The organism is Chroococcidiopsis sp. SAG 2025 (genome assembly GCF_032860985.1).
In the GTDB taxonomy this organism is placed as follows: domain Bacteria; phylum Cyanobacteriota; class Cyanobacteriia; order Cyanobacteriales; family Chroococcidiopsidaceae; genus Chroococcidiopsis.
This window is the reverse complement of the sequence record NZ_JAOCNC010000001.1, coordinates 6,138,259-6,163,433: the sequence shown is the minus strand read 5'-3', so window position 1 is coordinate 6,163,433 and position 25,175 is coordinate 6,138,259. Positions and strand designations below refer to the sequence as shown.

General features: G+C 43.2%; 20 protein-coding genes. 5 read left to right on the top strand and 15 right to left on the bottom strand.

Annotation, left to right across the window (positions count from 1 at the left end; translation table 11 throughout):
- Positions 1-838: 838 nt before the first annotated feature.
- Positions 839-3,685, top strand: coding sequence for a polysaccharide biosynthesis protein (locus N4J56_RS30120; RefSeq protein ID WP_317109919.1), 2,847 nt, complete (start codon positions 839-841; stop codon positions 3,683-3,685).
- A gap of 129 nt (positions 3,686-3,814) precedes the next feature.
- On the opposite strand, the gene N4J56_RS30115 is transcribed toward N4J56_RS30120, so the two are convergent.
- The 7 genes from N4J56_RS30115 to N4J56_RS30085 all read right to left on the bottom strand — a co-directional run bounded on the left by N4J56_RS30115 (position 3,815) and on the right by N4J56_RS30085 (position 10,511).
- Positions 3,815-4,117, bottom strand: coding sequence for a hypothetical protein (locus tag N4J56_RS30115; RefSeq protein WP_317109918.1), 303 nt, complete (start codon positions 4,115-4,117; stop codon positions 3,815-3,817).
- Entirely contained in the window at positions 4,114-4,941 is an 828-nt protein-coding gene (locus N4J56_RS30110) for an FHA domain-containing protein (RefSeq protein ID WP_317109917.1), read from the bottom strand. The genes N4J56_RS30115 and N4J56_RS30110 overlap by 4 nt, the downstream gene beginning before the upstream one ends.
- Positions 4,942-5,187: 246 nt before the next feature.
- Positions 5,188-6,039 (bottom strand): DMT family transporter, encoded by an 852-nt coding sequence (locus N4J56_RS30105; protein WP_317109916.1) that lies wholly within the window; start codon positions 6,037-6,039, stop codon positions 5,188-5,190.
- Positions 6,036-6,740, bottom strand: a complete 705-nt coding sequence (locus tag N4J56_RS30100) for an SDR family NAD(P)-dependent oxidoreductase (RefSeq protein WP_410500386.1) — start codon at positions 6,738-6,740, stop codon at positions 6,036-6,038. The genes N4J56_RS30105 and N4J56_RS30100 overlap by 4 nt, the downstream gene beginning before the upstream one ends.
- Positions 6,741-6,984: 244 nt before the next feature.
- Positions 6,985-8,121 carry an IS4 family transposase gene (locus N4J56_RS30095; protein WP_410500401.1) on the bottom strand — a complete coding sequence of 379 codons (1,137 nt, stop codon included), beginning with the start codon at positions 8,119-8,121 and terminating at the stop codon, positions 6,985-6,987.
- Positions 8,122-8,402: 281 nt separating this feature from the next.
- Positions 8,403-9,737, bottom strand: coding sequence for a flippase (locus N4J56_RS30090; protein ID WP_317109914.1), 1,335 nt, complete (start codon positions 9,735-9,737; stop codon positions 8,403-8,405).
- A gap of 198 nt (positions 9,738-9,935) precedes the next feature.
- Positions 9,936-10,511: an XRE family transcriptional regulator gene (locus tag N4J56_RS30085; protein WP_317109912.1), complete on the bottom strand. Its 576-nt coding sequence runs from the start codon at positions 10,509-10,511 to the stop codon at positions 9,936-9,938.
- A gap of 173 nt (positions 10,512-10,684) precedes the next feature.
- Between N4J56_RS30085 and N4J56_RS30080 the strand changes: the two genes are divergently transcribed.
- On the top strand, positions 10,685-11,878 hold the full coding sequence (locus tag N4J56_RS30080; RefSeq protein WP_317109911.1) for an NAD(P)/FAD-dependent oxidoreductase: 1,194 nt from the start codon (positions 10,685-10,687) through the stop codon (positions 11,876-11,878).
- A gap of 83 nt (positions 11,879-11,961) precedes the next feature.
- Here N4J56_RS30080 and N4J56_RS30075 read toward each other — a convergent pair whose 3' ends face one another.
- A complete protein-coding gene (locus N4J56_RS30075) occupies positions 11,962-12,657 on the bottom strand; it encodes an SEC59/DGK1/VTE5 family protein (RefSeq protein ID WP_317109910.1) in 696 nt (231 codons plus the stop codon).
- Between the two features lie 110 nt (positions 12,658-12,767).
- Between N4J56_RS30075 and yidD the strand changes: the two genes are divergently transcribed.
- Positions 12,768-13,010, top strand: coding sequence for a membrane protein insertion efficiency factor YidD (gene yidD / locus N4J56_RS30070; RefSeq protein WP_410500637.1), 243 nt, complete (start codon positions 12,768-12,770; stop codon positions 13,008-13,010).
- A gap of 70 nt (positions 13,011-13,080) precedes the next feature.
- Here the strand turns inward: yidD and N4J56_RS30065 are convergent, their stop codons facing one another.
- Positions 13,081-15,255, bottom strand: coding sequence for a serine/threonine-protein kinase (locus N4J56_RS30065; protein ID WP_317110732.1), 2,175 nt, complete (start codon positions 15,253-15,255; stop codon positions 13,081-13,083).
- 531 nt (positions 15,256-15,786) lie between these two features.
- On the opposite strand from N4J56_RS30065, the gene N4J56_RS30060 reads away from it, so the two are divergent.
- On the top strand, positions 15,787-16,872 hold the full coding sequence (locus N4J56_RS30060; protein ID WP_317109906.1) for a WD40 repeat domain-containing protein: 1,086 nt from the start codon (positions 15,787-15,789) through the stop codon (positions 16,870-16,872).
- A 130-nt stretch (positions 16,873-17,002) separates the two neighbouring features.
- Entirely contained in the window at positions 17,003-17,692 is a 690-nt protein-coding gene (locus N4J56_RS30055; RefSeq protein WP_317109905.1) for a M15 family metallopeptidase, read from the top strand.
- Between the two features lie 149 nt (positions 17,693-17,841).
- On the opposite strand, the gene N4J56_RS30050 is transcribed toward N4J56_RS30055, so the two are convergent.
- The 6 genes from N4J56_RS30050 to N4J56_RS30025 all read right to left on the bottom strand — a co-directional run bounded on the left by N4J56_RS30050 (position 17,842) and on the right by N4J56_RS30025 (position 25,063).
- Positions 17,842-19,164, bottom strand: a complete 1,323-nt coding sequence (locus tag N4J56_RS30050; protein ID WP_317109904.1) for a DUF6798 domain-containing protein — start codon at positions 19,162-19,164, stop codon at positions 17,842-17,844.
- Between the two features lie 420 nt (positions 19,165-19,584).
- Complete coding sequence (locus N4J56_RS30045) at positions 19,585-19,938, bottom strand: hypothetical protein (protein ID WP_317109903.1); 354 nt, start codon at positions 19,936-19,938, stop codon at positions 19,585-19,587.
- 160 nt (positions 19,939-20,098) lie between these two features.
- On the bottom strand, positions 20,099-21,001 hold the full coding sequence (locus N4J56_RS30040) for a glycosyltransferase family 39 protein (RefSeq protein ID WP_317109902.1): 903 nt from the start codon (positions 20,999-21,001) through the stop codon (positions 20,099-20,101).
- 91 nt (positions 21,002-21,092) lie between these two features.
- Positions 21,093-22,703, bottom strand: coding sequence for a glycosyltransferase family 39 protein (locus N4J56_RS30035; protein WP_317109901.1), 1,611 nt, complete (start codon positions 22,701-22,703; stop codon positions 21,093-21,095).
- Between the two features lie 60 nt (positions 22,704-22,763).
- A complete protein-coding gene (locus N4J56_RS30030) occupies positions 22,764-24,317 on the bottom strand; it encodes a glycosyltransferase family 39 protein (RefSeq protein WP_317109900.1) in 1,554 nt (517 codons plus the stop codon).
- Between the two features lie 20 nt (positions 24,318-24,337).
- Positions 24,338-25,063, bottom strand: a complete 726-nt coding sequence (locus N4J56_RS30025) for a WecB/TagA/CpsF family glycosyltransferase (protein ID WP_317109899.1) — start codon at positions 25,061-25,063, stop codon at positions 24,338-24,340.
- Positions 25,064-25,175: the final 112 nt, after the last annotated feature.

The following is a 25,175-nucleotide window of genomic DNA, read 5'->3' as shown; positions in this document are numbered from 1 at the left end:
CTAAATATTACCTGTTTTTGCTAGTTTTTCTAGTTGATGATTACTGCTATTTTAATTATTAATAACTGTTTTTATTGGTATAGTGGCTGTAAGCTCAGAAGGTTGTAATACCTCCCTATCTCCAATCTCATTTCCCTTGGTGCAGCTACAGCGGCAATACTTGTGTCGAAATTTGCAGTATTGCTCTAAAACTGTGTCGAATTCGAGCCAGTTTGGGTGAAATTAAAGTTTTTCTTTCACCAAATCTATATGTATCCAAAAATGCTTCGTCAACTGTAATTTTACTGATATTCAGTAGCAGAAAAACTCAAAATCTTATGAATCTGCGGTAAAAATTCTTTCAAGGGGTGTGAAAGTTGTGGTAAACTCTTAGCGAGCGTTGATATATAGGAGAGGAGGAATACAAAGAAAAAAGTAACGATTAATAACTCAATTTTTTACGATCGAACTGGCAAAGTTTAAAGATGCTGATGTAAATCCTGGCATCATATTATTGATTTATCTACAACGTTAAAATCCATTCAATTAAAATAGAGTGTATTAGCTGTTTCTGAAAAAATGGATGAGAAGCTCGGTCTAATTTGGCGAGCATCCTGTCGTTGTGCTAGAGATATCTAAGCACTAGGTTCCTCATGTTTTTTCAGAGTTCAAAAATATCACCATATGCCTGAATTGGACGCAAAATGCCTGGATTGTTTGGCTGTTTGCTCCGATTGCAGAAAGTAGTGATAGAAAGCAGAGATTAAGTATTCGTGCAAAAATTGCATCTAGTATCTGCTGCAAAATCTTAAGTAAATGAAGCTTAAACTCTTCAATTTCCGAAGCACCTGTCAACAAAATGAAAATCATAGTAGAACAAGTATCCAAAGCTTTATTGGGAATCAGAAATCGACATTTTATTATTCTCGATACAATCGTATTTTCGATCGCGCCAGTTCTAGTACTAAGCCTACGGTTGGACGAATTTAACATTGTTGAAACCATCAACACTCATGGGCTTCAGTTAGCGATCGTTTCTACCCTATTTATCATCGTAAAACTGAGCATCTTATATAGTTTTGGTTTTTATCGACGGTGTTGGCGCTACGCTAGTATTGACGAGCTGACGCAAATCGTCATGCTGACATTGGCAGCAATTGTTATTGAAACAATAATTGTCTACACCTTCAATAAATGGTCTAATTTTTCCGCGTTCTTGCCGCGATCGCTAGCATTGCTGGACGGAATGCTCAGTTTGATATTCGTAGGTGGACTGCGCTTTAGCATTCGAATGGTCGAAAGAGCAAACTACAGGCAGGCTCAACCTAAAAGTAGCGAACGCTTGCTAATTGTTGGTGCAGGTAATGCAGGCGTAACAATTGCCCAACAGATGCAGCAGAACCCACACTTCAATCTTTACCCCGTCGCCTTTATTGATGACGATCCGGCGAAATTTCAATTAAGAATTCGCAATTTACCTGTAGTTGGCGATCGCCATCAGATCCCGAAAATTGTCCGATCCTTGCGCGTCGATCGCGTCGCGATCGCCATGCCGAGCGCCCCTGGCGAAGTCATTCGCGAGATCTTAGATATCTGCCAATCGAGCGGCGTGCGTACCAGCACTTTACCCAGCGTCAGCGAGATCGTCAACGGTTTCAACGGTCGCGTGGCGATCGAAAGCATTCGCGAAATCAAAATTGAAGACTTATTGCGTCGGGAACCAATTCAAACAGACGGGCAAAAAGTCTCGCAGTTATTAACAGGTAAAAAAGTACTTATAACCGGCGCAGGTGGGTCAATTGGTAGCGAACTCTGCCGTCAAGTCTTTCGCTGTCGTCCCGCAGAAATCATGCTGGTAGGACACGGCGAAAATTCGGTCTTTTACATCCAACAAGAATTAGAACGAGTAATGGAATTGCTGCGGCAAGACGGCGCGATGCAGGGATACATGCCACGCCTGCGCGCTTTTATCGCCGATATTCGCTTTCCATCGCGCTTAGAGTATGCTTTTGACCAATTTCGCCCAGATATCGTTTTCCATGCTGCCGCGCATAAGCACGTACCCCTGATGGAGGTGAACTCACCAGAAGCGATTACCAACAACGTCTTGGGAACGAAAAACTTGCTCGATCTTGCCCTGCGATACGATGTCAACCAATTCGTCATGATTTCTACGGATAAGGCAGTCAACCCAACTAATATTATGGGAGCCAGCAAGCGGACTGCCGAAATGCTCGTTCTGCAAGCAGCGCAAAAGAGCGGCAAACCTTATGTCGTCGTCCGGTTTGGTAACGTGCTGGGTAGCAGAGGTAGTGTCGTTCCTACCTTCAAGCAACAAATTGCTAAAGGGGGACCGATTACCGTTACTCATCCCGATATTCGACGCTATTTCATGACAATTCCCGAAGCCGTGCAATTAGTATTGCAAGCAGCGGTTGTTGGCTGTGGCGGAGCCATATTGATGCTAGACATGGGACAGCCAGTGAAGATTGTGGATCTAGCGAAAGATTTGATTCGGCTGTCTGGATTGCAGGTAAATAAGGATATTAAAATTCAGTTTACGGGGTTGCGACCAGGAGAAAAGCTATTTGAAGAACTGTTCATCCCTGGCGAACAGTACGAAAAGACAGAACACGAAAAAATTCTGATTGTCAAAAATGCCAGTAACTTTACGCCAAAAACTTTAAATTCTTTGGTAGAAGCACTGTGCGATGCCGCACGGCAAAATGATGCTCCGGCGATCGCCTTCTTATTACAACAGCTCGTACCTGAATATAAGCCACAAAACTCTCCAATTCCCAAACAATTACCTGCAAGCCAAGAAAAACTGCTGGATGAACTTATCGTTCCAAGATCGAAGCGGCAACATATTCTAGATACACCTATTGCTGCACTCGATCGCCAGTCCAAAATTCAGCTACAGGAAATTGAGCAAGCATTCGAGCAGGGTGAATTTGAGATTCACTACCAGCCAATTGTTGTGTTGCAAACCAATAGAATTGTTGGGTTTGAAGCGCTCTTACGCTGGCAGCACCCCACGCAAGGTATAGTTTCACCTACGGACTTTATTTCTGCTTTAGAAGCAACAGACGCGATTTCAACTATCGGATGGTGGTCGTTGCGGCAAGCTTGTCAACAGCTACGCCTGTGGCAAGAGTGCTATCCCAAAATTCCTTTGACTGTGAGCGTGAATCTTTCCAGCAGCCAGTTCGCCCATCCAAATCTCGTGGCGCAGTTGGGACTCGTTCTAGAACAGACTGGATTGAATCCTCGAAATTTGCGTCTGGAAATTCCTGAAAGCGCGATCTTATCGGATATTGAATTTGCGAATCAAAGGGTAATAGAACTCAAAGCATTAAATGTAGAATTACAAATTGATAATTTGGGTATTGGCTATTCATTTTTGAGCTTACTGCAAAGGCTCCCCAATCGCATGTGCTATGAAAAATTCGATCGCCTCAGCGTCGATCGTTCCCTCGTCAATCAAATTGATACTGATGAAGAGAGCTTGGAGATTTTACGGACAATCGTGGCGATCTCTCGCAACTTGGGTGTAGAGACAACGGTAACTGGCGTAGAAACTGCGGCTCAGCTAGCACAACTCAACGCTTTAGAATGCCAATACGGACAAGGCTACTTTTTCGCCAAACCCATTAACAAAGATGCTGCCAGTACGCTGATTAATTCACAATTGCAACCCTTATGAGGGAGTAGGGAGTAGGGAGTAGGGAAAAGAGCGCTCTTTATGAGGGAGTAGGGAAAAGAGCGCTCGGGCGCTGGGGGAGAAAAACTATTTTTGACTTTTGACTTTTGACTTCTTACCAACTACAGACTGCTATCTACTAGTTACCTGATGAATGCTTCTGAGATAATGCACGATCGCCTCTGCGGTAGCAAGATTAGTTGCTAGTAAAACTTGGTTGAGATGGCACGATCGCATTAAGGCTTCCTGAGTTTCCCCTTCCAAGCGTGGAAGTTCTAGGATGTCTTGTAACACGATCGCAGCTAAAACATTGCCAGAGTTGACCAAATTCGCGATCGCTTGGTATCCTCCGAGCGGTAGAGCTGGCGTTTCTGCTGATACTTCTATACCAGCTTGCTGTAAAGTTGCGCTCGTGGCAGGAGTAGTAATAGTCAAGTGTTGAGAGAAGAATTCTTGATCTGAGCGACAAACTGTGCTAACTCCGATCTCTGGCGATCGTGTGCCATTAGCGCAATATATTTCCCAGAGACAAAAGTTGACGCTGCATTGATGGTAGTATCTTTTTTTACCACTGCTGACTTTGGATTTGAGACACGCTCGATTTTTGGTTCTGATTCAAGATCCTGCCACGGATCTAATTCCAGAATTGGCTCGACTTCATCTAATTCGATATGAGTCGGGCGATCGCTCGGAGGAATGTCTGCAACTGCTGCTGGTTCAAAAACTTCAATGTGGGTGGGGCGATCGCTCAGAGGAATTTCTGTGGCTTCAGGGACGACGATAGACGGTAGTTGAATTACAGTTGCTTCTCCTGCATTACTGCCATTCTCATCAAGTTGAATCTCGTCAATCGGAAATTGCTCTTGTAAGTTCTGGCGATCGGAAATTACTACAGCATGTGTGTGACTAAAAACTGTCTCGGCTAAGTCCTGCCGAATTACATCTACTTCTTCCAAAATCAGTACGAATGCGCCAATCCGTAATATATCTCCAGGTTTAAGGAGATATTTTTGATTAATTTCAGCTAATTTGCCATTTATTATTGAGCCGTTTCTACTTCCAATATCAATAAAGTAATAATTGCCACCTTGCTGAAGAAATTTTCCATGTAAACGGCTAACATCAGCACTATCTAAAACTAAACTTGCAGAAGGAGAGCGACCAATTGAACACTCTTTTTGGAAATTGTTTGTTGTTAGGAAGAGATTAACTTCTTGCGTTTCATTTAGCTTGCGAGAATTAAAAATTTTAATTTGCATAAATCAAAATTCAAAAGTAGTTTTTCTCCCTCAGCTTCCTCAGCTCTCTTCTTCCCTGCTCCCCTACTCCCTGCTCCCTGCTCTCTCTTGATAAAATACCCAAATCGCTAGGTATGTTAACTAAGTTTTTGATTTGCTTTGTTAATTTTTTTAAACGTAGGATAGGCATTGCCCACCTGACAATGAAACTGCCTGTTATTCACAAACGAGCTAGGATTGCTATATAAAGCGGTTTTGCGAGCTAATTTATGTTTCTTGGAGATTGACTAAGAAGACACCCGTAAGTGTAACTATTCCACCAACTATAGATAACAAACTGGGTAATTCTTGCAGCCAGATCCAGGCGATCGCGATTGCGAGAAATGGCACGAGATAAAGATAGCTAGCGGCTTTGGCGGCAGCAATTTGCGATAGGGTGTAAGTCCAAGTCATATAAGCGATCGCAGCGGGAAAAATGCCTAAATAGGCGATCGCTAAAGTTGATTCTAAGGAAGCTAGCCGCACTGATGCTGTATCTGGTAAAAACCCTAGTAACGCGATCGTGCCGCTCCAAATTGTATAAGTAGCTAGCTCAAACGCACCGTACTTTTCAAACATCGGTTTTTGTAAAATGAAATAAACTCCCTGAGAAATGGCAGCTAACAAAATTAGCACCGCGCCGAAGTTGAAGTGAAATCCTCGTATTTCTCCCAGTGAAATTAAAGCAGCACCAGTAAAACTAACGACAATTCCCAGCCATCCCCGTGCTGTCAATTTTTCACCTAAAAAGGTTGTTGCTAATAAAGTAGTAAAAATTGGACTAGAAGCATTCAGAAGACTGGCTGCACCTGCGGTGACAGTTTGCTGTCCAAATGCTAAACATAAATGGTAAGCGCTAATACCTAAAAATCCACCAAGGGCGATCGCAGGTAAGTCTTTAAGTTGCGGCAAACGCATCTGCGTCAGATATGCATAACCTACCAGGACAAGGGAAGCGATCGCAAAGCGCAAGGCTACTAAATGTTCGGGGCTGTAGCCGCGTAAACCTGCCCGCACGCCCGCAAAGCCAGAACCCCAGAGGATGAGAGTTACGAACAGAGCAAATTGTTTTTTATTCACGCTGCATGATAGCCCCCATCTACATACAGCACCTCACCTGTAATGTATGAAGCCGCATCACTGGCAAGGAAAATATATGCCCCAAGAAATTCTTCTACTTTTCCCCGCCTTCCCATCGGCGTAAATCTCGTTACCCGCTGCTGATAAGGGTCGTTTTCGTCGTACTCAACGTCTACCATCGTATTGTCAATATATCCAGGCGCAACGGCGTTAACTCTTACTCCTTTTTGCGCCCATTCCACAGCCATTGTTCGCACCATTTGATTAATCCCTCCCTTAGAAGCGGCATAAGGGACTAACCCTGGTATTCCTACAGCGCCAGCAATAGAAGAAGTCATAATGATACTACCAGTGCCGCGATCGAGCATCTGTTGGGCGGCGAATTGGGCGCAGAAATAGTACCCCCGCAAGTTAATATCGATAATTTTGTCCCATTCTTCCGCTTCGTATTGCTCGGCAGGTTTGATAATATCAATGCCAGCATTGCAAATTAAGACATCGATCGCGCCATAATGCTCTATTGTTCGATCTATGAGTTGCTGGCAACTATCGCGTTTACTGACATCAACTTCAACAGCATAGACTTCTAATCCCTGCGATCGAAACTCGTCTCTGGTAGTTTCTAATTCCGCTAAATTCCAAGACGAGATAACTACTTTTGCACCACGTTCGGCAAAACCTCGCGCAATAGCTTTGCCCAATCCTCTACTAGAACCTGTGATGCAAACAACTTTACCCGCAACGCTGAATATATCTCAATACGGTTCATTTAAGGCTACGCTGTGCTGAGGATAAAGAAAATAGGAGGATTGGTTCGGGAGGGGGTGGCTCGATGTCTTGGCTTTTTTGAGCGAAACTTGGATACAGGTTTTTTTACAACTCTGGGATTGGTACGAGAAACTCGTTCAGGTAACAGAGTGTCTAAAATCTCTACAGTTAACCAACTTAAAAAAAGGGGAGTTCTTGTGATTGCAAGCGTTGAAATTTCGGGATAGCACGACGAATAACTCGCAATGTCCCAGTGAAACTCAGACGCAAAGGAGTGATACCCGCGCTCTTTGCAGCTTGAAACATCAATAACCGCACAGCCCAGTGTCCTAACAACCACCCGTAAACTTCCTGCACAACTTCACGCGGTTTTTGAGAGCGAATATGAGTTTTTCGTCCTGATAAATGTACTTTGAGTTCATCAATAGTATTTTCTACTTCCCAGCGTTGATGATATTCAATCGCCAGTAGTTGAGCCGGAAATTTCTCCAATTCCAATAAGCTGGTAATTAAGCGATATCTTAGTTGTTCCTCTGGGTTGTCGGTATTACCAATTGTGTATTCAATCACTCGGACTTGTATGGGCTGGCAAGCTTTTGAGCGGAATTTAGCAGGTGGATAAATCCAACTCAGATAAGAACCATCCGCCAGTGGTTCTTCGCACAAAAACTTGACATTTGCGGGAATTCTTCCTAAATAATCGCTACCAGTTGTGACAGTTGCTTGCACCATTGCATAAGAATGTAACCCTCTGTCCCACATCAACAACATCCCTGAACTCACGGAGCGTAATAATCTTAATGCCCGCACTCGTTCTCCTATTCGATATGGACACATCAATGCATCAAAGATTAAATGTGTTCCTGCTTCTACCAAAATGACTAATCGCAGTTTGGGAAATGCGGCTTGTGTGCCAGGACGGCTGCTCGGACGACCAAAAACTCTCGCATTTTCATCGCTGTCTGGCAGATCGAAGCAAGTCCGATCAATTACCACAATTCGCAATCCATTGAGAAATGCTCCTTTGGTATCGGTGCTAGCCATTGGTCGCACCAGTTGATGGAACAATTGACTCATCACCCTTGGACTTAATCGTTGTCGGGCTTGCGTTATTGCTGATTTACAAAAAACTCGCCAGTATTTCCCCACTTTCACCCATGCTTCGCTCAGCCCATCAATTAAGTTTTTCAGCACATCTCTCATCGAATCTCGTGACCACAGACTCATCGCAATTACCAAACAAATTACCAATTGTGCTGGTAACGAGCGTTTACGTTGTTCACAAACTTTAGTTTTAGCGATCGCTTGCTCGATCTCCGTGGATGGGATGGCTGCCTCTATCGCTTTGAACACATCACTACTTTGTATCGTAGGAGACAACAATGAGAAATCCTTCAGATGCACTACACTCACTTTCCATTCTTGGGAACAATGCTTAATTTACAACACTTTGAGCCTTAACTGAACCGTAATGGTATATATCTGCCATGAGTCTTAGCCAGCGATCTTAGCTCGGATGACCGTTACTTAAGATACTACAAATTCAGTTCTTGTTCAACATATTGAACTTTCGTTATATCGAAATCACGATTGCTCTACCGGAAGGTAGCCAGGATCGAGGGGCGAACATTAAGCCGTTTGACAACGATCGTATGAAGCCAAACGTTCCATAACATCATGGAAAATGCCGTTGCTAATGCTGCACCGACAATTCCTAACCAGTGGATACCAACGAAATTTAAAACTACATTCGTGAAAGCACTAATTCCCATTACCGATGCAGCCGGAATTTGGTTGCCTGTCATGATGAGCAAATATCCTACCGATCCCGCTCCCACATTCACAAGTTGTCCCAGGATCAAGACGATCAGCGCTCCTCTAGCTGTGGTGAATTCCGCGCCAAATAATTGCAGTACGGGTTCGGCAAAAACAATGAGTCCGATCGCAATTGCCAATGCCGGATAAAACATCCACTGCGCTATTGTAGATACTAGCTGCTGCAATCCTTGGCGATCGCCTTGAGCGTGTAGCGAAGCGATGATGGGAGCAAAAATCGCATTGACTGCGGTGAGAATGAAATGAACCCAAAGCGATGTTTTGAGTGCAGCACTGTAAATCCCCACGGCTTTAGCTCCTAGCATTGTACCTAGCATGAGCGTATCTGTTTGGCTCAAAACGACTGACGAGCCATCAAGAAACATCAATGGCAAGGCAACTCTCCACCATTGACTGAGAGCATAAGCAGGAAAGACTTGAGAGATTTCTGTACTGATTTCTCGATAAAACAGAAGTGCTTGAACTAACAAAACCAGTAGCAGTGACAGAATTGAAAGCGCGATCGCCTCTGTACTATTCAAGCTCCGATCTAACTGCCAAATAAATGTAATGCCAATTAATACTAATGGATAGGCAATTAAGTATGGAGCATAAGCTAAGGTGATTCTTTGAAAAGCTCTAGCGATTTGCTGCTGAAGATTAGCCAATGCCATTAAAGGCACGATCCAAACACCAAAAATCAGCGGTCTTGAATGCTCTAATCCTTGATTTGATGCCAACCACTGTATTACAATCGTGCTGAATATGGCTGTAATCAAACTAGCAACTAGCGTTTGTTGCCAACTGCCGCAGATGATTCCCCGCAAATGTCGCCAATCTTGCTCGAACTGGTATTTGGGGATAAATCTTAAAACGGCAGTCGGCAAACCCAATCCGGCGAGAAAAGCTAGAGAAAGACTGAGGGCGATCGCGTAGTCGTAAATGCCATATTCTATGACTCCTAGCCAACGGGCAAGCAAGATTTGAGATATGTAGATCGCGCCAGCACTGAGAATTTGGACGCTCAACGCTGCGCCTGCACCGCGTACCAATGTTTTTAGCAAGTCAGATTGCTGGTTTTGTAGCCAGGATTCAAGTTTGAGCAACTTAGGCATCAATTGAGTTCTTAAACTTTAAATACTACAATCGTACTACACAAGCGTACTGGTTAAAAACGCTTGCCACTGAGCATCATACTTTGCCTTCTCCACTGCTGACAGAAGCGTAAATTCACCTCAGCTTTTCAACTTACTGCACGTCGAAATTAATTTCAATATACTGAATTTTGACTTTTGCTTCAGCTACAAAACATACTACAAAACATATACGAGTAATGCCCGTGCTTCCTGCTCGCCAATATTTTGAATTTGGTGTTTAGTGTCAGCCGGATATCTGGCTGTATCGCCTGAGTTTAACAATTGCTCGCATGTACCGCTATTAATTAGCAACTGCCCGCTTAACACAGTTAAATGTTCGTAGCTACCGGATGCATGTGGTTCGCTCTCTAAACAAGCATTAGGTTCCATGACCAATTCATACCACTCAGTAGCACCAGCCGATGAGATTGGACTTAAAATTCGTAACTTACACTTACCATCTTGGCTGGCGATCGTGGGGGTATGGTGCGATCGCATCATCTCAATTTTCGTAGGCGCGATCGCGGTTTCCACATGCGCTTGACTGACTAACTCAGTAATACTGACATCCAAGGCATGGGCGAGGCTCCATAAAGTGGCGATCGTCGGATTTGTTAACTCTCGTTCGATCTGCGACAGCATTGACTTAGAGACACGAGAGCGTTGAGCGAGTTGTTCCAGAGTCAGGTTGCGGTGTTTGCGGATAGATTTCACGATCGCCCCGATGGCTGGTGGGGAAGGCTGGCGGCTCATCTACGATAGCAGTACGGTTGTATTTTTTCACTGTAGGAGATTGCGGCAGCAATTCGCCATTGCCAAAGTTGCGGTAACTCAAATTAACTCCCGCAGCAAGAGCAGGAATTTGTAATTGCTTTGTTAGAGTGAAGAGAGTAGCCCTACTCGCAATTCGATCGCCCCTCAGAATTATGTCCCAACAACCCGCACGTATTTGTATTCTCGGTGGCGGCTTTGGCGGTTTATACACGGCACTGCGCCTGAGCCAATTACCTTGGGAATCGGAAAAACCAGAAATCGTCCTAATCGATCGCAGCGATCGCTTCTTATTTTCGCCCCTGTTGTACGAATTGCTCACGGGTGAATTGCAAACTTGGGAAATTGCCCCGCCGTTTATCGAACTCCTCGCCTCAACGGGAATTCGCTTCTGTCAGGGTGAAGCAGCAGAAATTGATATTTACGAACAGCGAGTCCGGCTGCAAGATGGAATCGAAATTCCCTACGATCGCCTAGTACTAGCTTTAGGAGGCGAAACGCCGCTAGATATGGTTCCTGGGGCATCCTCCTACGCTTTCCCCTTCCGTACCCTTGCCGATGCCTATCGCATGGAAGAACAGCTGCGACTACTTGAAGCATCTCCGGCAGATAAAATTCGCGTGGCAATTGTAGGGGCTGGCTATAGCGGCGTAGAATTGGCGTGTAAGCTGGCAGATCGTCTTGGTGAAAGAGGACGCTTCCGATTAGTAGAACTGAGCGACCAAATTCTTAGAACCTCCCCAGAATTCAACCGCGAAGCAGCCACAAAAGCATTGGAAAAAAGAGGGATTTGGCTCGATCTCGAAACCAAAGTTGAGTCAATCGAACCGAATGCGATTGCCCTGGAATATAAAAATCAAGTTGATATTATTCCCGTAGATCTTGTCGTTTGGACGATAGGCACGCGAGTTGCGCCAATCGTGCGATCGCTTCCCGTCAAACAAAACCAACGCGGACAGCTCACGGCGACATCAACTCTACAAGTTATAGATCGTCCCGAAATATTTGCTTTAGGCGACTTAGCTGAATGTCGCGATGCCGCAGGGCAACAAGTTCCTGGTACTGCCCAAGCTGCCGTACAACAGGCAGACTACGCCGCTTGGAATATTTGGGCTTCCTTGACCCACCGTCCTTTACTTCCCTTCCGCTACCAGAACTTAGGGGAAATGATGACTCTGGGTATTGACAATGCCACGCTTGCAGGTTTAGGAATTAAACTAGAGGGTTCTCTCGCCGCGATCGCCCGTCGCCTTGCTTATTTGTATCGGCTACCAACCCTAGAGCATCAAATTAAGGTAGGCATCAACTGGATTACTCGCCCATTTTTGCAGGGGCTAGAAGAGAGCTGAAGTCGTAAGTCGTAAGTCGTAGGTCATTGCGCGTACTCGCTACTCGCTACACCCCACACCCCATTCTTCACTGATAACTGTTCTTACAACAACTGAGTTAAAAGAAAACCCAACCCGGCGCTAGCTATGGGTACGGATAGGTTATCAATGCCGTACCAAGAAAAGGCTTCTAGACCTGTAGCGACCAGAGCAACTACAAAAGCCACAAGCCAAGTTAACCAAGTATTACCTTGTACGGCTATGAGGATCGCGCTACTGACAATGTAGCTGACTACAGCCATCGTCAAAGAGCCTTCCCAGCTTTTTTTCACACCCCCAACCGTGTAGACGTGCTTGCCGTAACGTTGTCCGATTAACGCTGCGAGTCCATCACCCCAAGTCATAATGAGGATGCCTAAAGCAGCGAAGTAAGGTTTTTGTACTGCCCAAAACCAAGCAACAAGAACGCCAATGCTCACGGCGTAAAAGAACGTTCCTAAGCTTTTGCGTCCGATGCTGTTAATCCCAGGTAGAATTGGCAGGCGATAGGACAGTAAAGTCGTCGCACCTGCTAATACTGATGCACCAATTCCTACCCAGGCGGGGATATTTAATAACCAAGCGAATAAAATGACATTGCCAGTACCAATGTGGACGATTTTCCGCACAATTTCGGGATCGCTATTTGCGAAACGGCTAACTGCACCTGCGATCGCCAGAACAATTCCCAGCCAAACTCCTACCACCGTTATTTGTAGCCAGAGAGTGGGAATTCGAGCCAGTAGCGGAAAATCAGCCATCAAGGACTCAATCAAAACAGTTACACAAGCTACTACATATCAAATGTAGTAGATTTGGGATACACCAGGAGAAGTCAGAAGTCAAAAGTCATTGGAGGAAATTATCGGTGTTGAAGATCGGATTAATTTGGTTAATTCGGGGCTATCGGATGTTAATTTCTCCTCTATTACTGCCATCGTGTCGGTTTCATCCTACCTGTTCTACTTACGCCCTAGAAGCGATCGAGCGTTTTGGCGCTTGGCGGGGTGGAATTTTGGCAGTGCGACGCATCTTACGCTGTCATCCCTGGCATCCAGGCGGCTACGATCCTGTACCAGCAGAGAGAGAGCAGGGAGTAGGGAGTAGGGAGTAGGGAGTAGGGAGACAAGGGGGAGAAGGGAGCTGAGGGAGCTGAGGAGATAAAATAACTAACTGGTCACTGGTCAGGAGTCACTGTCACTCCACCCCCACCCCCCACACCCCACCCCCACGCACCACTCATTAAGGCACGGTTTTGTTTGCCAGTTGTATAAACTTCTGGTATTTCCGACTGGAAAGCGGGCGCGTCTGCGGATTGGGCGGTTGGTGCGTCTGGAGATCGCGGGTTTGACTCGTCTAGAAATGGGTTGCAATCGCCTGACAGTCGTTCGTCTCACAGTCGTTCGTCTTATCGTCGATTGAGGACGGGAGGTAGGAGTTGCGATCGCGGTTTTAGAGCGGTTGGGGCGGCTGCGGGGGCGATTAGTAACGGTTTTTGGTTTGGATGTTACGGGCTGCGTTTGCGATTGGGGCGGTTTTGCTGCCGCTCTAGACTGTTGCGGTGGGATAGCGGTATTAGACGCTAAAGCAATTTTAATGGCTGCTTGTTGGGCAAGAGGAGCGATCTGCTGTTGCCAGTAGGGATGAATAGTAACTTTTCTGGTAGCTTGGAGGACATCTTGCCACTTGCCCACAGCGGCGGCGCTTTTTGCTGCCTCCCAAGCGGCGCGGTTGTTTTGCCAGTCTCGCTGCCATTGGGCAATTGCAGTTTGGGCTGTTTGATAGACGGGGTTAGTGATGGGAATTGCTTTAACTAAGGCGATCGCCTGTGGTAAGTTTCCTGCTTCGTAATCGGTTTTCGCTTTTTCTAATAAACGGTTCGTCCACTGCGCGATCGAAGGCTTAGCTACGGGATAAAGCGGATCGGTGCTGGGAATTTGACTGCCTAGCGCGATCGCCGCCGATAGATCGGTGGCAGCTAGCTGCTGTGCCTGGGCGAGGCGACACTGTTGAAGTCCGGCTTGAACTTTGGCGTTGGTACTACTGTGAGTCGATGCTAGATCGATGCACTCTTGGTATTTTCTCGCAGTTTTGAGCGCGTTCATCTGCTCCAGAGTTTGCTCTGGATCTGCGACTGGATGCCAATTCGTTACGTACATCGCTGCTACGCTTGCTAAGACAGCCGTGAGTGCTGCTCCCACGCGGAGGGGATAGCGCTGTCGTGATGGGGAGGCTTTAGCAGGAGTTGACCGATCGGGGTTTACTAATGCTACAGCGGGGGGGTCGGGTATCCGTTCTAGAACTGGTAGTGTTTGGGTGGCAACCTCGGTAGTTGGGGTCGTGTCGAGTCCTGCCATCGTCACAGTATGAGTCTCGGAATGATTCTCAGGGAAATCGGTTTTCACCTCACGCTCTATGCCTTTAGGAGTGCCAACTAGAGTAAGACGTTTATCGAAGTTCGACTGGTTGAAGTGAGATGCAGGTGGCGGTTGAATTCCTATAACTGGTTGCATTAGCGTAGGAAAATTAGCGAGTTGGCGCAGGGCAACCAAAGCAGCTACTGCCGTTTGATAGCGATTTTTGCTGTTGTAGCGCACCATTTTGGCAATGACTGCCCCCAGTCCCTCACTGACTTTGGCATGTTGCCGCCACTCAATTTCGCCAGTGTCCGACTGTTCTGCCAACTGGGAAGGATTCATCCCTGTCAAAGCTTGAATGGCGATTGTGCCGAGGGCATAAATATCGCTATTGGGTTGAGGTCTACCTTGACCTTGTTCTGTGGGCATGTAACCAGGAGTACCGATCGCGATCGTAGCTAGTGGGCTATTTTCCTGTTGCCCCGTTCGCGTAAACGCCTGCGTCCAAACCTGTTTGACTGAACCAAAATCTACTAAGACTAACTTGCCATCTGCAATTCGCCGGATGAGATTGTCAGGTTTAATATCACGATGAATTGCTGCGTGAGCATGGACGAAAACCAATATTTCTAATACTTCTTGTAGCAGTTGGTAGACTTTACTTTCTTCCCAGCGATCGCCTGGAAGTAATTCTTTGGTAAGAGTATGTCCTTGAACGAACTCTTGAACGAGGTAAAACTCTTGGTGTTCTTCAAAATATGCTAGTAACCGAGGAATCTGGTCGTGATTGCCGAGTTGCTCTAAAATTTCTGCTTCTGTTTGAAACAACCGCCTTGCATTGTGCAAAAATTTAGAGTTGACGCTAGCAGGCTGGAGGTGCTTAACGACACATCGAGGATTTCCTGGTCGATGCATGTCTTGGGCTACGTATGTTTGACCAAAACCACCATTGGCTAGAACTTCTACAACTTGGTAACGCCCGCCTAGCAACTTGCCTCTCATCACCTGAATTCCCAGAAAATTAAGATCATGTTACAATATTTACAAACTATCCACTTACTCCTACAGTAATAATTACGTATTTTTTAAATTAACTTTGAGTTATCTCAGGCAGTGTAAGTCCTCAGATCTTGCTGAGAACGAGCAGTAGCCGAAATTTAATTACTAAAAGTTTAATAAATTTCCTGCTTCCTCACAAAGATGTTATTTCAAGTACATGAGTTCCTGAAAACAAAGCTAAACAATTCTCAAAAAAACTGTTAATAATGAACTGGCTGTATGATGTGAGGAATTCAATGAAAGATTGTCAGCAATTCAAAATTTGCCTGCACCCAATTTAAACTTGGCAGCTACAAGCAATTGCGTTTATCTTTGGTAAATTTATCCCTAGTAACTCTATTCCTAGTAAAAAGGTAGTTCAGTCCGTTCACTTTGTCTAGCCTCTGAGGATTTTTACTCAAAAAAGAGAGCCATTAGTCCAAAAACTATTTCTAGGTTAGCAATAATACAGCCAGTATCACTCTAGCTTCATCTATGCCACCTCAGTCTTTAGTTTCCATTGCTATTGCGATCGCCTGTCAGTTGTCAGTTATTAGTGAAGGAAGGGAGCAGGGAGCAGGGGAAAAAGAGCTGAGGGAGAAAAAATACCACGCACCACTCTCTTACCGTCAACTACCAACTACCAACTACCAACTACCATCACTCCTGACTCGTCTGTGGCAGGGAAAATTTCAAGTCGATACGATTAGCGGCGGGCATCGACGGGCAGTTTATTCAGTAGCGTTCAGTCCGAACAGTCAGATGATTGCAAGTAGCGGTGGAGATCGGACGATCAAAGTCTGGTATTTGGCAGGGAAAAGATTATTGCAAACTTATATAGCACACAGAGATTGGGTGAGTTCTCTCGCGTTTATGCCCGACAAAACCGGACAAAAAACGATTCTTGCTAGTGGGAGTGGGGATAGAATGGTCAAGGTGTGGAATTTACGGCATAGAAGATTAATTCGTACCTTTGTAGGACATAAAGATTGGGTAAGTACGGTAGCTTTTAGCCCGAATGGAAAACTCTTGGCAAGCGGTAGTGGAGATCATACCGTGAGGTTATGGAACCTCAGAACTGGAAAAGCCTTGCGCGTCATCAACGAAGGCAGTGGAGTTACGGCGATCGCCTTTAGTCCCGATGGTAAAACCCTAGCTAGTAGCACTTTTTTCAATAGCGTCCAACTCTGGGATGTAGAGAGTGGCGAACTGATTCGTACTTTTACCGGACACAAACGTCCAGTATACGCGATCGCCTTTAGTCCCGATGGCGAAACTCTTGCCAGTGGTAGCAATAACGGGCAAATGATTCTATGGCGAGTTGAAAGCGGTAAGTTACAAGAAACTATCAAAGCCCACAAAAAAGAAGTCACGTCGCTGTCTTTTAGCGCGGATGGCGACACCCTTGCCAGCGCCAGTGGAGACAAAACGATTAAATTGTGGAATCCTGCCAATGGAGAATTACTGCGCAGCTTATCAGATCATTCAGCCGGAGTTACGTGCGTTACATTCAGCCCCAGAGGACATTTCGCTAGCGGTAGCAAGGATAGAACGATTAAAATTTGGCGAGAAAAATCTTAAATAAAGTCAAAAGTTAAAAGTTAAAAGTCAAAACCCAGGAGACAGAAGACAGAAATTATGACCGATCGCCGATCGCTGATAACTTTGTCCAGACGTTACATATAACGTCTCTACGCTGATAACTGAATAAATGAAACCTTACCAACAGATTCAAATTACAGAGTGTGGGGAACCGCTAGTAGAAATTCCTTTAGAAAAGTTTGCTGTAGAGTCACCCCATCCCTACCAGTTACTAGGTGCGCCTTATCAAGGGCGATCGCCTTATCATCTACGACAAGGCGTACTCGATCGCCTACTACAAGCCCAAATCTATCTTCAACAGTCTCGTCCCCAGTGGCGCATTCAGATTTTCGATGCCTATCGCCCGATTGCCGTGCAAAAGTTTATGGTAGATTATGCTTTTAGCCAAGTTTTGCAAGCAGAAGGATTGACGGTAGAACAATTATCTCCCGACCGACAACAGGCTTTATGGCAGCAAGTGTATCAAATTTGGGCAATTCCTAGCACCGATCCCAAGACTCCCCCACCTCACAGTACGGGTGCAGCAGTCGATATTACCTTGATAGATGCGGCTGGAATGACAGTAAATATGGGTTCTCCGATTGATGAGATGTCAGCGCGATCGCAACCCGATTATTTTGCAACTAGCGCCGATCCTGTAGAGCAAGAATATCACGAGCGCCGCCAGTTATTGCGAGATATCATGCTCAAAGCTGAGTTTACTCGCCATCCTGGGGAATGGTGGCATTTTTCCTTCGGCGATCAAATGTGGGCATGGTTGAGCGATCGCCCTGTGGCTCAGTATGGTGGTATCTTGTAGAAACGTTACATGTAACGTCTCTGCTCCCTGCTCCCGTACGGGCGGGTTTATCCGCCCAATTCTAGGTTGTTTCAGGGATATCCTGTAAAAACCCGCCCCTACCCGACTCCCTGCTCCCGTACGGGCGGGTTTATCCGCCCAATTCTAGGTTATTTCAGGGATATCCTGTAAAAACCCGCCCCTACCGACTCACTGGTCACTGATAACTGATACACTCCATAGCGCTCGTCTTTGTATAGTTGAGCTAAAAAGGTGCAACTAGCATTGAAATTTTGGCTTTCGGTGACGACTTTATTAATTTGATAATCGGCTACGAGTTGTTTTAAAATGTCACACTGGCGATCGCTTGGCGATTCATAAAATGCTTGTGCGGCTAAATTTCTTTCATACCACTCTAAAACTTCGACATCTTTGTATGGATGTGATTTAAAGTTAACCAGAATGGGAGCGCCTGTATAAACTCTAAACTTGCGTAGCTCTTTATTTTTATTTGGGACTAAATAGAGGTCTCCTTGTTGCGTTGTTTTTTTGACATAATTCAACATTGGAACGCTTCTATCTTGTTCTACAAACATTTGTCCTTGGTTGTACAAGCCAAGAACAAAAACCATAGATATTGTAGCTAAGCTCGCCGCCATCACCGAGCGTTTGTGTTTTACTTGAAAGTAGCGATCGAATAAGTAAGATACGAGCCAAGCAACTATAATACTAGTGGCGATCGGCACTAAAACCGCAGAAAGTCGCCAAGGAGCAACAAAAGCTATTGTATTATTGGGGTAGAAGATTTGAATAATAGTTAAAACAAGAATAATCAAAAACGGAATAAATAGAGTGGTAAAAACTTTGGTTTTTCTAATTAAATAGAGCGCTAAAACAACTAAAAGAATTTGTAAATAAGCTGAAGGTTTACTTAAAAAGATTTGAGGGATAGAATGGTGAGGAATTCTTAATTGGACGATGATATATTGCGATTTTGCCCACAGTTCAGCGGTGGTTGGTCTGAACTGAAAATACATATAACTAAATACTGGTAGTAATAATAGAGTTGCTAAGCTTCCAACTGATATGACTTTAATTAGATTACCTTCATTTTTGTAGATAATAATTAGGTAAGTAAAGCAAATAATCGCTGCACCCATCAGATATGTGGGATGAAAGGTAGCTGCTAAAGCTAGACAAGCTACAGCTAAGAAATAATTTCGGTGGAGAAACCGATAAATTGAGAAAATGATAAAAACACCAAAATTACTGGGTTGAAAGTAAGGTCCAAGAACGTATTGTTCTGCAACTCCATAATGAACATTTAAAGCTGTATCTAAATCGAGAGCTTTAATTTGAATATTGATCGAATGGAGGACGATTAGTACAGCAAAAAAAACTAAATATTTTAGGCGATCGCTATTAGTTTTAGAATCTATAGCTATTTGAGAATTTATATTGATTGGGAAAATAAATGAAATAATTCCAGTCAAGCTGTAAATGTATACGCCAAAAATAATTATATAATAAAGATAAAAAGCATATTCATTTAAATATAAATGAGTTGTCTTAACTAAAAAGTAAAAGCTGGTAAAGGATCGATGGTACTTGCAAACCAATCATTTTCTAAAAACCATAGCCAGCTTGTGCTAGTCCATGTAAAAATTTAGTTGTTTGATTGTCGTAGTATAAAGGTCTTTGAGTGTAGGAAATTCCAAAACAAAAGCAATCAGTAAAACTGACTTATTGACAAAAGGTTTTTCTTCAAAGGAATTAGATTGATTTTCATTTGTATTCTTACACGGATAATTGTCTGTTATTTACATTTATATCTTTCGCGAAAAATCATACAAGTACGCAAACGAACCGGGAACTGTAAAACATCAATTTTTGACCCATACTATCTAAATAAGTTAAAATTCTTTGCTGTTCTTTGGAACGTGAGTAATGTGAGATAAAATTACCCACACCCTTTTATTTCCACGCAGTTTATCGAAATCATTTTGATATCTTTGCCATTCTTGTTCTGACATTCCCTTCCCGTCATATTCATCGAGATCGTCTATTCCCATAATGTAATCACCCTCACGGTAGCCATATTTTGCAGCATAATATCTAAATTGATATTCAGCTCTTTGATAAATGTATAAAATATCTCCTGGATGTTGATGAGTTTTTACGTAACTCATAACTTGCTTGACTTCTTGTTTCGTTTGTGGCTGTACTAGACGATGGCTAGCATTAGCTATAGGAACGGCAAGTAGCAAGCTAAGAATTAAAATACCGATAGCAGCAGTAAATTTGTTTCTACAAGTTTTCTGCCAAATAAAATAGCTTCCTTCCGCAATTCCTAAAATAAAAAGGGAGTTAAAAACAACTAAGCGACTGTGGAAAGGATATTTTGCAGATATCCTGCAAGCAACGTCACTAAAAAGGAGAAATTAGAATAAATAGGATTTCTCTTTTCCGATACCACAGTGAGATAAATCCAGCTAGACAAACTAAACGAGGAACAATCACCCAAGGTTCGGGAAAACCTAAAGGATCTTTGAATAATTTGATATATCTTAAATACGACCAGTTAATATCAAAGGCTGAGGTAGGAAAAGCATACTTATTTGTCCACGATCGCAATAAATATGCACTTTCACCTAAATTTCTCAAAGATAGAAAATACAAGCTAGCAAAACTTAACAACCAAATTGAAGTTACTGTCAATACTATAATTAACTTATTTTTATTTTTTTGCCTCCAATTAGCTAATATATGATATATTCCCACACCGGCTAAAACAAAAATTGCTGGATGTGAAAACCAAACTGCGATCGCACCTCCTATTGCATATGTTATGACTTGAGAAGACTCGATCTTTTTCTGATTCAAAGAGACTCCAATTGTAGCGCCAAGTATAGCAACTACCACATCAGTCGAATACTGCTTAACTTCAGAAGCAAAATAAAGCAAATACTCTAAACCAGCAAAGAGAGTTAAAGCAATGGGGATAGCTGGTTTTTGCAAACATCTTTTGGCAAGCTGGTAAAATAATAATAAGGCAGCAATACTCGAAATTAAAGGAAAGAGTCTTAAGGCATACTCGTTGTTACCGAATAACTGAACTGCTAGCTTTTCTACCATTAAAAAGCCAATGGGTGCGCCTTGGTTATAATCTAAAGGCTGTAGCAATTCTAAATACGAGCGATTGACAATATTTAAAGCTAGTGCGGCTTCGTCATTCCACAAAGAACGATTAAACAGATATTGAACTAGCCTGACTAGGATACCAAAGCCGATAATGACGAATGAGATTCTATCTAGACTGAATGCAGTCAATTTTCTTGGATGAAGTTTCTTAAATTTTTTTATACTAGTTTGCATAAATTTGGATAAATAAAAGTTGCGATCGCCACAGTAATTGCTATATCTAATTTAGGGAAGTCGATTTATTTTGGCTCAACCTCCAGAGACGAGCGGGTTCGTAAACCAGTTTTGTTGTATAATTCTGTATTTGATTAAACTTATCGAGCATTTCATCTGAAGGCTTGTATAAAAATATGTTGCTGTAGCTAGCAGAAAACTTGGAATCAAAGGATAGATTTGATGTAGAATCAAGTTGGCAAGTGTGGCATTTGGGTTTGAGCTGAAATTGAACCTTTGGTTCTAGCAAATAGCTTAAAGATATAATTCTGCCAATTTTAGTATCGCTGATTAAAAATGGGCGATTTACCCCATTTATTATTTGAGCAACTTGAGGATTTTCAGCACTATTACCTTTCGTCCACCAAGTTTCTGTTCGAGCGCTAATTACACAGGATAGAATACCAGAAGTTAATAGCACGAGTACTAGCAACCGCCACAATTTTTGCTGTTTGACACCGTTTGACGAGAGTTTAGTAGCTAGCAAATAAGCAACAGCAACTTGAATCCCTAAATAAGTCGGAATGAGATAGCGCATCGTCAGCGATCGCTGTCCTCCTAAAATCAAATCTGGTAAAATTAGGGGTATAGTTGGTACTGCGATCGATAATAGGATAAATAATGAGACTTGCTTAGTTGTTGTCCGATACAGAAAATAGAGAGAGTATCCTGTCAGCCATAAAAATGGCAAAACGATAAAATGCGTTAGCTCCAGTTTAGATTCTAAACTTGACTGTCCCCAAATATCAAAAAAAATATAACTTAAGTTGAAAACCCAGGTTTTCACTAAACTGAGAAGGGGTATAGCTTCATCCTTATTGACATTACTGTTAATCTCAGAAAAATTGCTGACAACAATAATCATCCATGGGATAAAAGCTGCGATCGCGGTAGTAAAGGCGATAAAATAAGCAGAGACTGCTTTGCTAAATCGCAACTTTGTCTTTAAGCTAAATAAATATAGTCCGTGAGCGATCGCGACTAAACCAGTAAATAAAAATGTATATAATCCTACAATGAGACTAATTGCGTACAGTCTCCAACTTAGTTTACTGCTGAGACGAATAGCGCGTAGTACAGACGCACTTGATAGTAAAATTACCACTGTCCACAAACTATACTGACGTGCTTCCTGAGCCATTAAAACATGAAATGGCGAGACTGCGACTAGCGCCATAGAAACCCAAGCAACCGAGGGTGATGGAAATAATTCTCTACACAGCCAGTAGATACTAGGAAAAACAAGCACGCTAATCAGAGCCGATAAACCTCTAATTGCAGCAATTGAATCGCCCAACCATTTTATCCAAAAATGAGCGATCGCGTAATACAGCGGAGGATGCTGAAAATCTTCCGTAGCCAAAGATTTTATCGTGTCTAATAAGTTTCTACCAGCGTCATGCTGATACCGTTGTAAATCTTCTAAACTCACAACCGGATGACGAGAAACTTGTTGAATGACTTCTGCTTCCGTGTAGCCAAAAATACGAAATGAAGTGAAAACTTCATCGTACCAATAAACTTTGCGATCGATATAGAGAAATCGAAAAAATATACCGATAACTAGACAACTGATAATTAACAATTGCCATCTAGTCAATGGTAAGTCATACTTCATGAGAATTATCTTACTAGATTATCGTTGAGGCGATCGCAGTGTGACATATCTACTTGCTGGCTAATTAAAATCATACAAATATACAAAAGAGCCTTCCTTCTCAAAAGTATCAACACGTTTACCGATACCATCAAGATAAGCTAAAACTCTTTCTTGCTCATCTTCCCAGCGCCGCAAGTGGGATAATAAGATCCATACTCTTTGCTTACCGCGTAACTTATTGAAATCGCTAGTATATCGCCGCCATTCTGCTGCTGAAATACCTTGTCCATCTTGACGATCGAGATCGTCTATCCCTAAAATATAATCTCCTTCCTGATATCCATACCAATTCGCATAATATTTAAATTGATATTCAGCGCGTTCGTAAATATATATAGTATCTCTTGGTTGCTGATGACTTCTCATATAGGCAAGAACGGGTTTAATTTCTTGTTTAGTATAAGGATCGAAGATGAGATAAGCAGCAGTTCCTATCGGGGGGACGAGAAGCAAGATCAAAATCAGAGTACTGATTTTCCTCAAAACTCGATGATGGCTTATCTGTCGAATTGCCACTGTTCCTTCTGCAATGAAAAGGATAAAAAAAGGAATTAAAAATATGACTAGCCTGCCGCTAAATGGATATTTTTGTAAATAAGCTGCGAAAAAAGTTACTAAGATGGGAGCCAACAATGTCAGTAAAATTGCTTTGTTTTGAACCCAGAGTGAGATACAACCAGATAAGAACGCCAGAATCGCAATTCCTAGAAAAATATCGGGAAGTCCTAACGGAATGTGAAAAAATTCTATAAAAGCATTAAACAACCAGCCGAAATCCCAAACCGATGTAGGAAATGTACCGCGTCCCGCCCAAGATTTAAATAAAGATTGATTGCTGGCTATGTTGCGTAATGAAATAAAGTATGAAAGACCAAAACTGAATACCCAAATAGAATAGATAGTTAACAGCTTTAAACTCAATGAAAATTTCTGTTGAAATAAACTTATGAATAAATAGCTCGTCCCTATCCCAGCTAAGACAAAGACAGCCGGGTGAGAAAACCAAACTGCAACAGCGCCGATAAAGCCAAATTTTAAGATTTGTCTTAGTTTAATTTGCTGTCGCTCTATGCCAATTAAAATAAAAGATAGTATGACTGCGATCGCCACATCGCTAGAGTATTGTTTCGTTTCTGTAGCAAACTGAAGCCAAATATGTACTGTAGCAAAAAGAGTGAGAGCAACAATTGCAGCTAGACGAGACTGCAAGCATTTTTTAGCTAATTCGTAAAAAACAAATAAACTGGCGATCGCGGCTAAAAAAGGAAATAATCTTAAAGCATATTCATTGTTCCCAAACACCTGCACCGCTAACTTTTCTACCATCAAAAAGCCAATAGGTGCGCCTTGGCTGTAATCTAAAGGTTGTAGCAATTCTAAATACGAGCGATTGATGATATTTAATGCTAGTGCAGCTTCATCATTCCACAAAGAACGATTAAATACATATTGAACTAGCCGTACCAAAATCCCAAAGCCAATAATTATATATGGTAGCTTTTGAGAAGAAAAGAGAGAAAAAATAGCTTTTTTACTAAAATAAGATTTTCGCAATTGAAATACACCGTGCATAGAATTGCTTGAGGTCGATATCAATGAGTTAAGCGATAAACAATTGCCTTACCTGCAAACTGAGGTAAAGCCAGCATCCGCCGCCAGCGCCAGGGTTCTTGATAGAGACGGTAAAGCCATTCCAAATTATTATTTGCCAACCATGCAGGCGCTCTTGATTTCGTTCCTGCCCAAATATCAAAGCTACCACCAACACCAATCCAAGTCGCATTAGGACACAAATAACGATTTTGCGCAATCCATAATTCTTGACGTGGCACTCCCAAACCCACCAAAATCAATTGAGGTTGGAGTTGACTGAGGCTTTGCTGAAATTGTTCCGCCTCTTCTGGGGAAATGTATCCGTGCTGCGTACCAACAATCTTTAAATCTGGGACTTTTTGTCGCCACATCTCGGCGGCTTTGGCTGCTACTCCAGGCGCACCACCATAGAAAAATACCCGCGCCTGGGTATTCTGCAATAGAGACTCTGCCAATTCAATCCCAGGACATCGCTGTACCTGTTGGTGAAATAGTAATTTTAGGTAGAGTACCACCCCCGCACCATCGGGAATCACCAACTCTGCTTGCTGAATAGCGTTGCTTAAAGCAGGGTTCTGTTCGGCTTGCATACTCATTTCCGCATTAAGCGTTACGACATGAGTACCGAGTTGCTGCTGGATGCGCGATCGCAACCAAGCCGTATAATCATCGATGAGATGGACTGGTAGCCCCATTACCGAAAAAGGCTTCACGACCGCACTCATAACCTTACCCCAACCCCCCGCGAAAAACTCTTTAGCAAGGCTACCTTATTTACGGACGAGAGGCTAGTAAGCGAAATCAGATGATAACTGAATAGCAAAAACAGTCGGAAAA

Bases quoted from the DNA above. Each gene is read 5' to 3' on its own strand.
- N4J56_RS30065 (WP_317110732.1), bottom strand. From the start codon at position 15,255: ATGAGAGGCAAGTTGCTAGGCGGGCGTTACCAAGTTGTAGAAGTTCTA.
- N4J56_RS30055 (WP_317109905.1), top strand. From the start codon at position 17,003: ATGAAACCTTACCAACAGATTCAAATTACAGAGTGTGGGGAACCGCTA.
- N4J56_RS30090 (WP_317109914.1), bottom strand. From the start codon at position 9,737: ATGCCTAAGTTGCTCAAACTTGAATCCTGGCTACAAAACCAGCAATCT.
- N4J56_RS30030 (WP_317109900.1), bottom strand. From the start codon at position 24,317: ATGCACGGTGTATTTCAATTGCGAAAATCTTATTTTAGTAAAAAAGCT.
- N4J56_RS30035 (WP_317109901.1), bottom strand. From the start codon at position 22,703: ATGAAGTATGACTTACCATTGACTAGATGGCAATTGTTAATTATCAGT.
- N4J56_RS30075 (WP_317109910.1), bottom strand. From the start codon at position 12,657: ATGGCTGATTTTCCGCTACTGGCTCGAATTCCCACTCTCTGGCTACAA.
- N4J56_RS30025 (WP_317109899.1), bottom strand. From the start codon at position 25,063: ATGAGTGCGGTCGTGAAGCCTTTTTCGGTAATGGGGCTACCAGTCCAT.
- N4J56_RS30080 (WP_317109911.1), top strand. From the start codon at position 10,685: ATGTCCCAACAACCCGCACGTATTTGTATTCTCGGTGGCGGCTTTGGC.
- N4J56_RS30085 (WP_317109912.1), bottom strand. From the start codon at position 10,511: ATGAGCCGCCAGCCTTCCCCACCAGCCATCGGGGCGATCGTGAAATCT.
- N4J56_RS30120 (WP_317109919.1), top strand. From the start codon at position 839: ATGAAAATCATAGTAGAACAAGTATCCAAAGCTTTATTGGGAATCAGA.
- N4J56_RS30110 (WP_317109917.1), bottom strand. From the start codon at position 4,941: ATGCAAATTAAAATTTTTAATTCTCGCAAGCTAAATGAAACGCAAGAA.
- N4J56_RS30060 (WP_317109906.1), top strand. From the start codon at position 15,787: ATGCCACCTCAGTCTTTAGTTTCCATTGCTATTGCGATCGCCTGTCAG.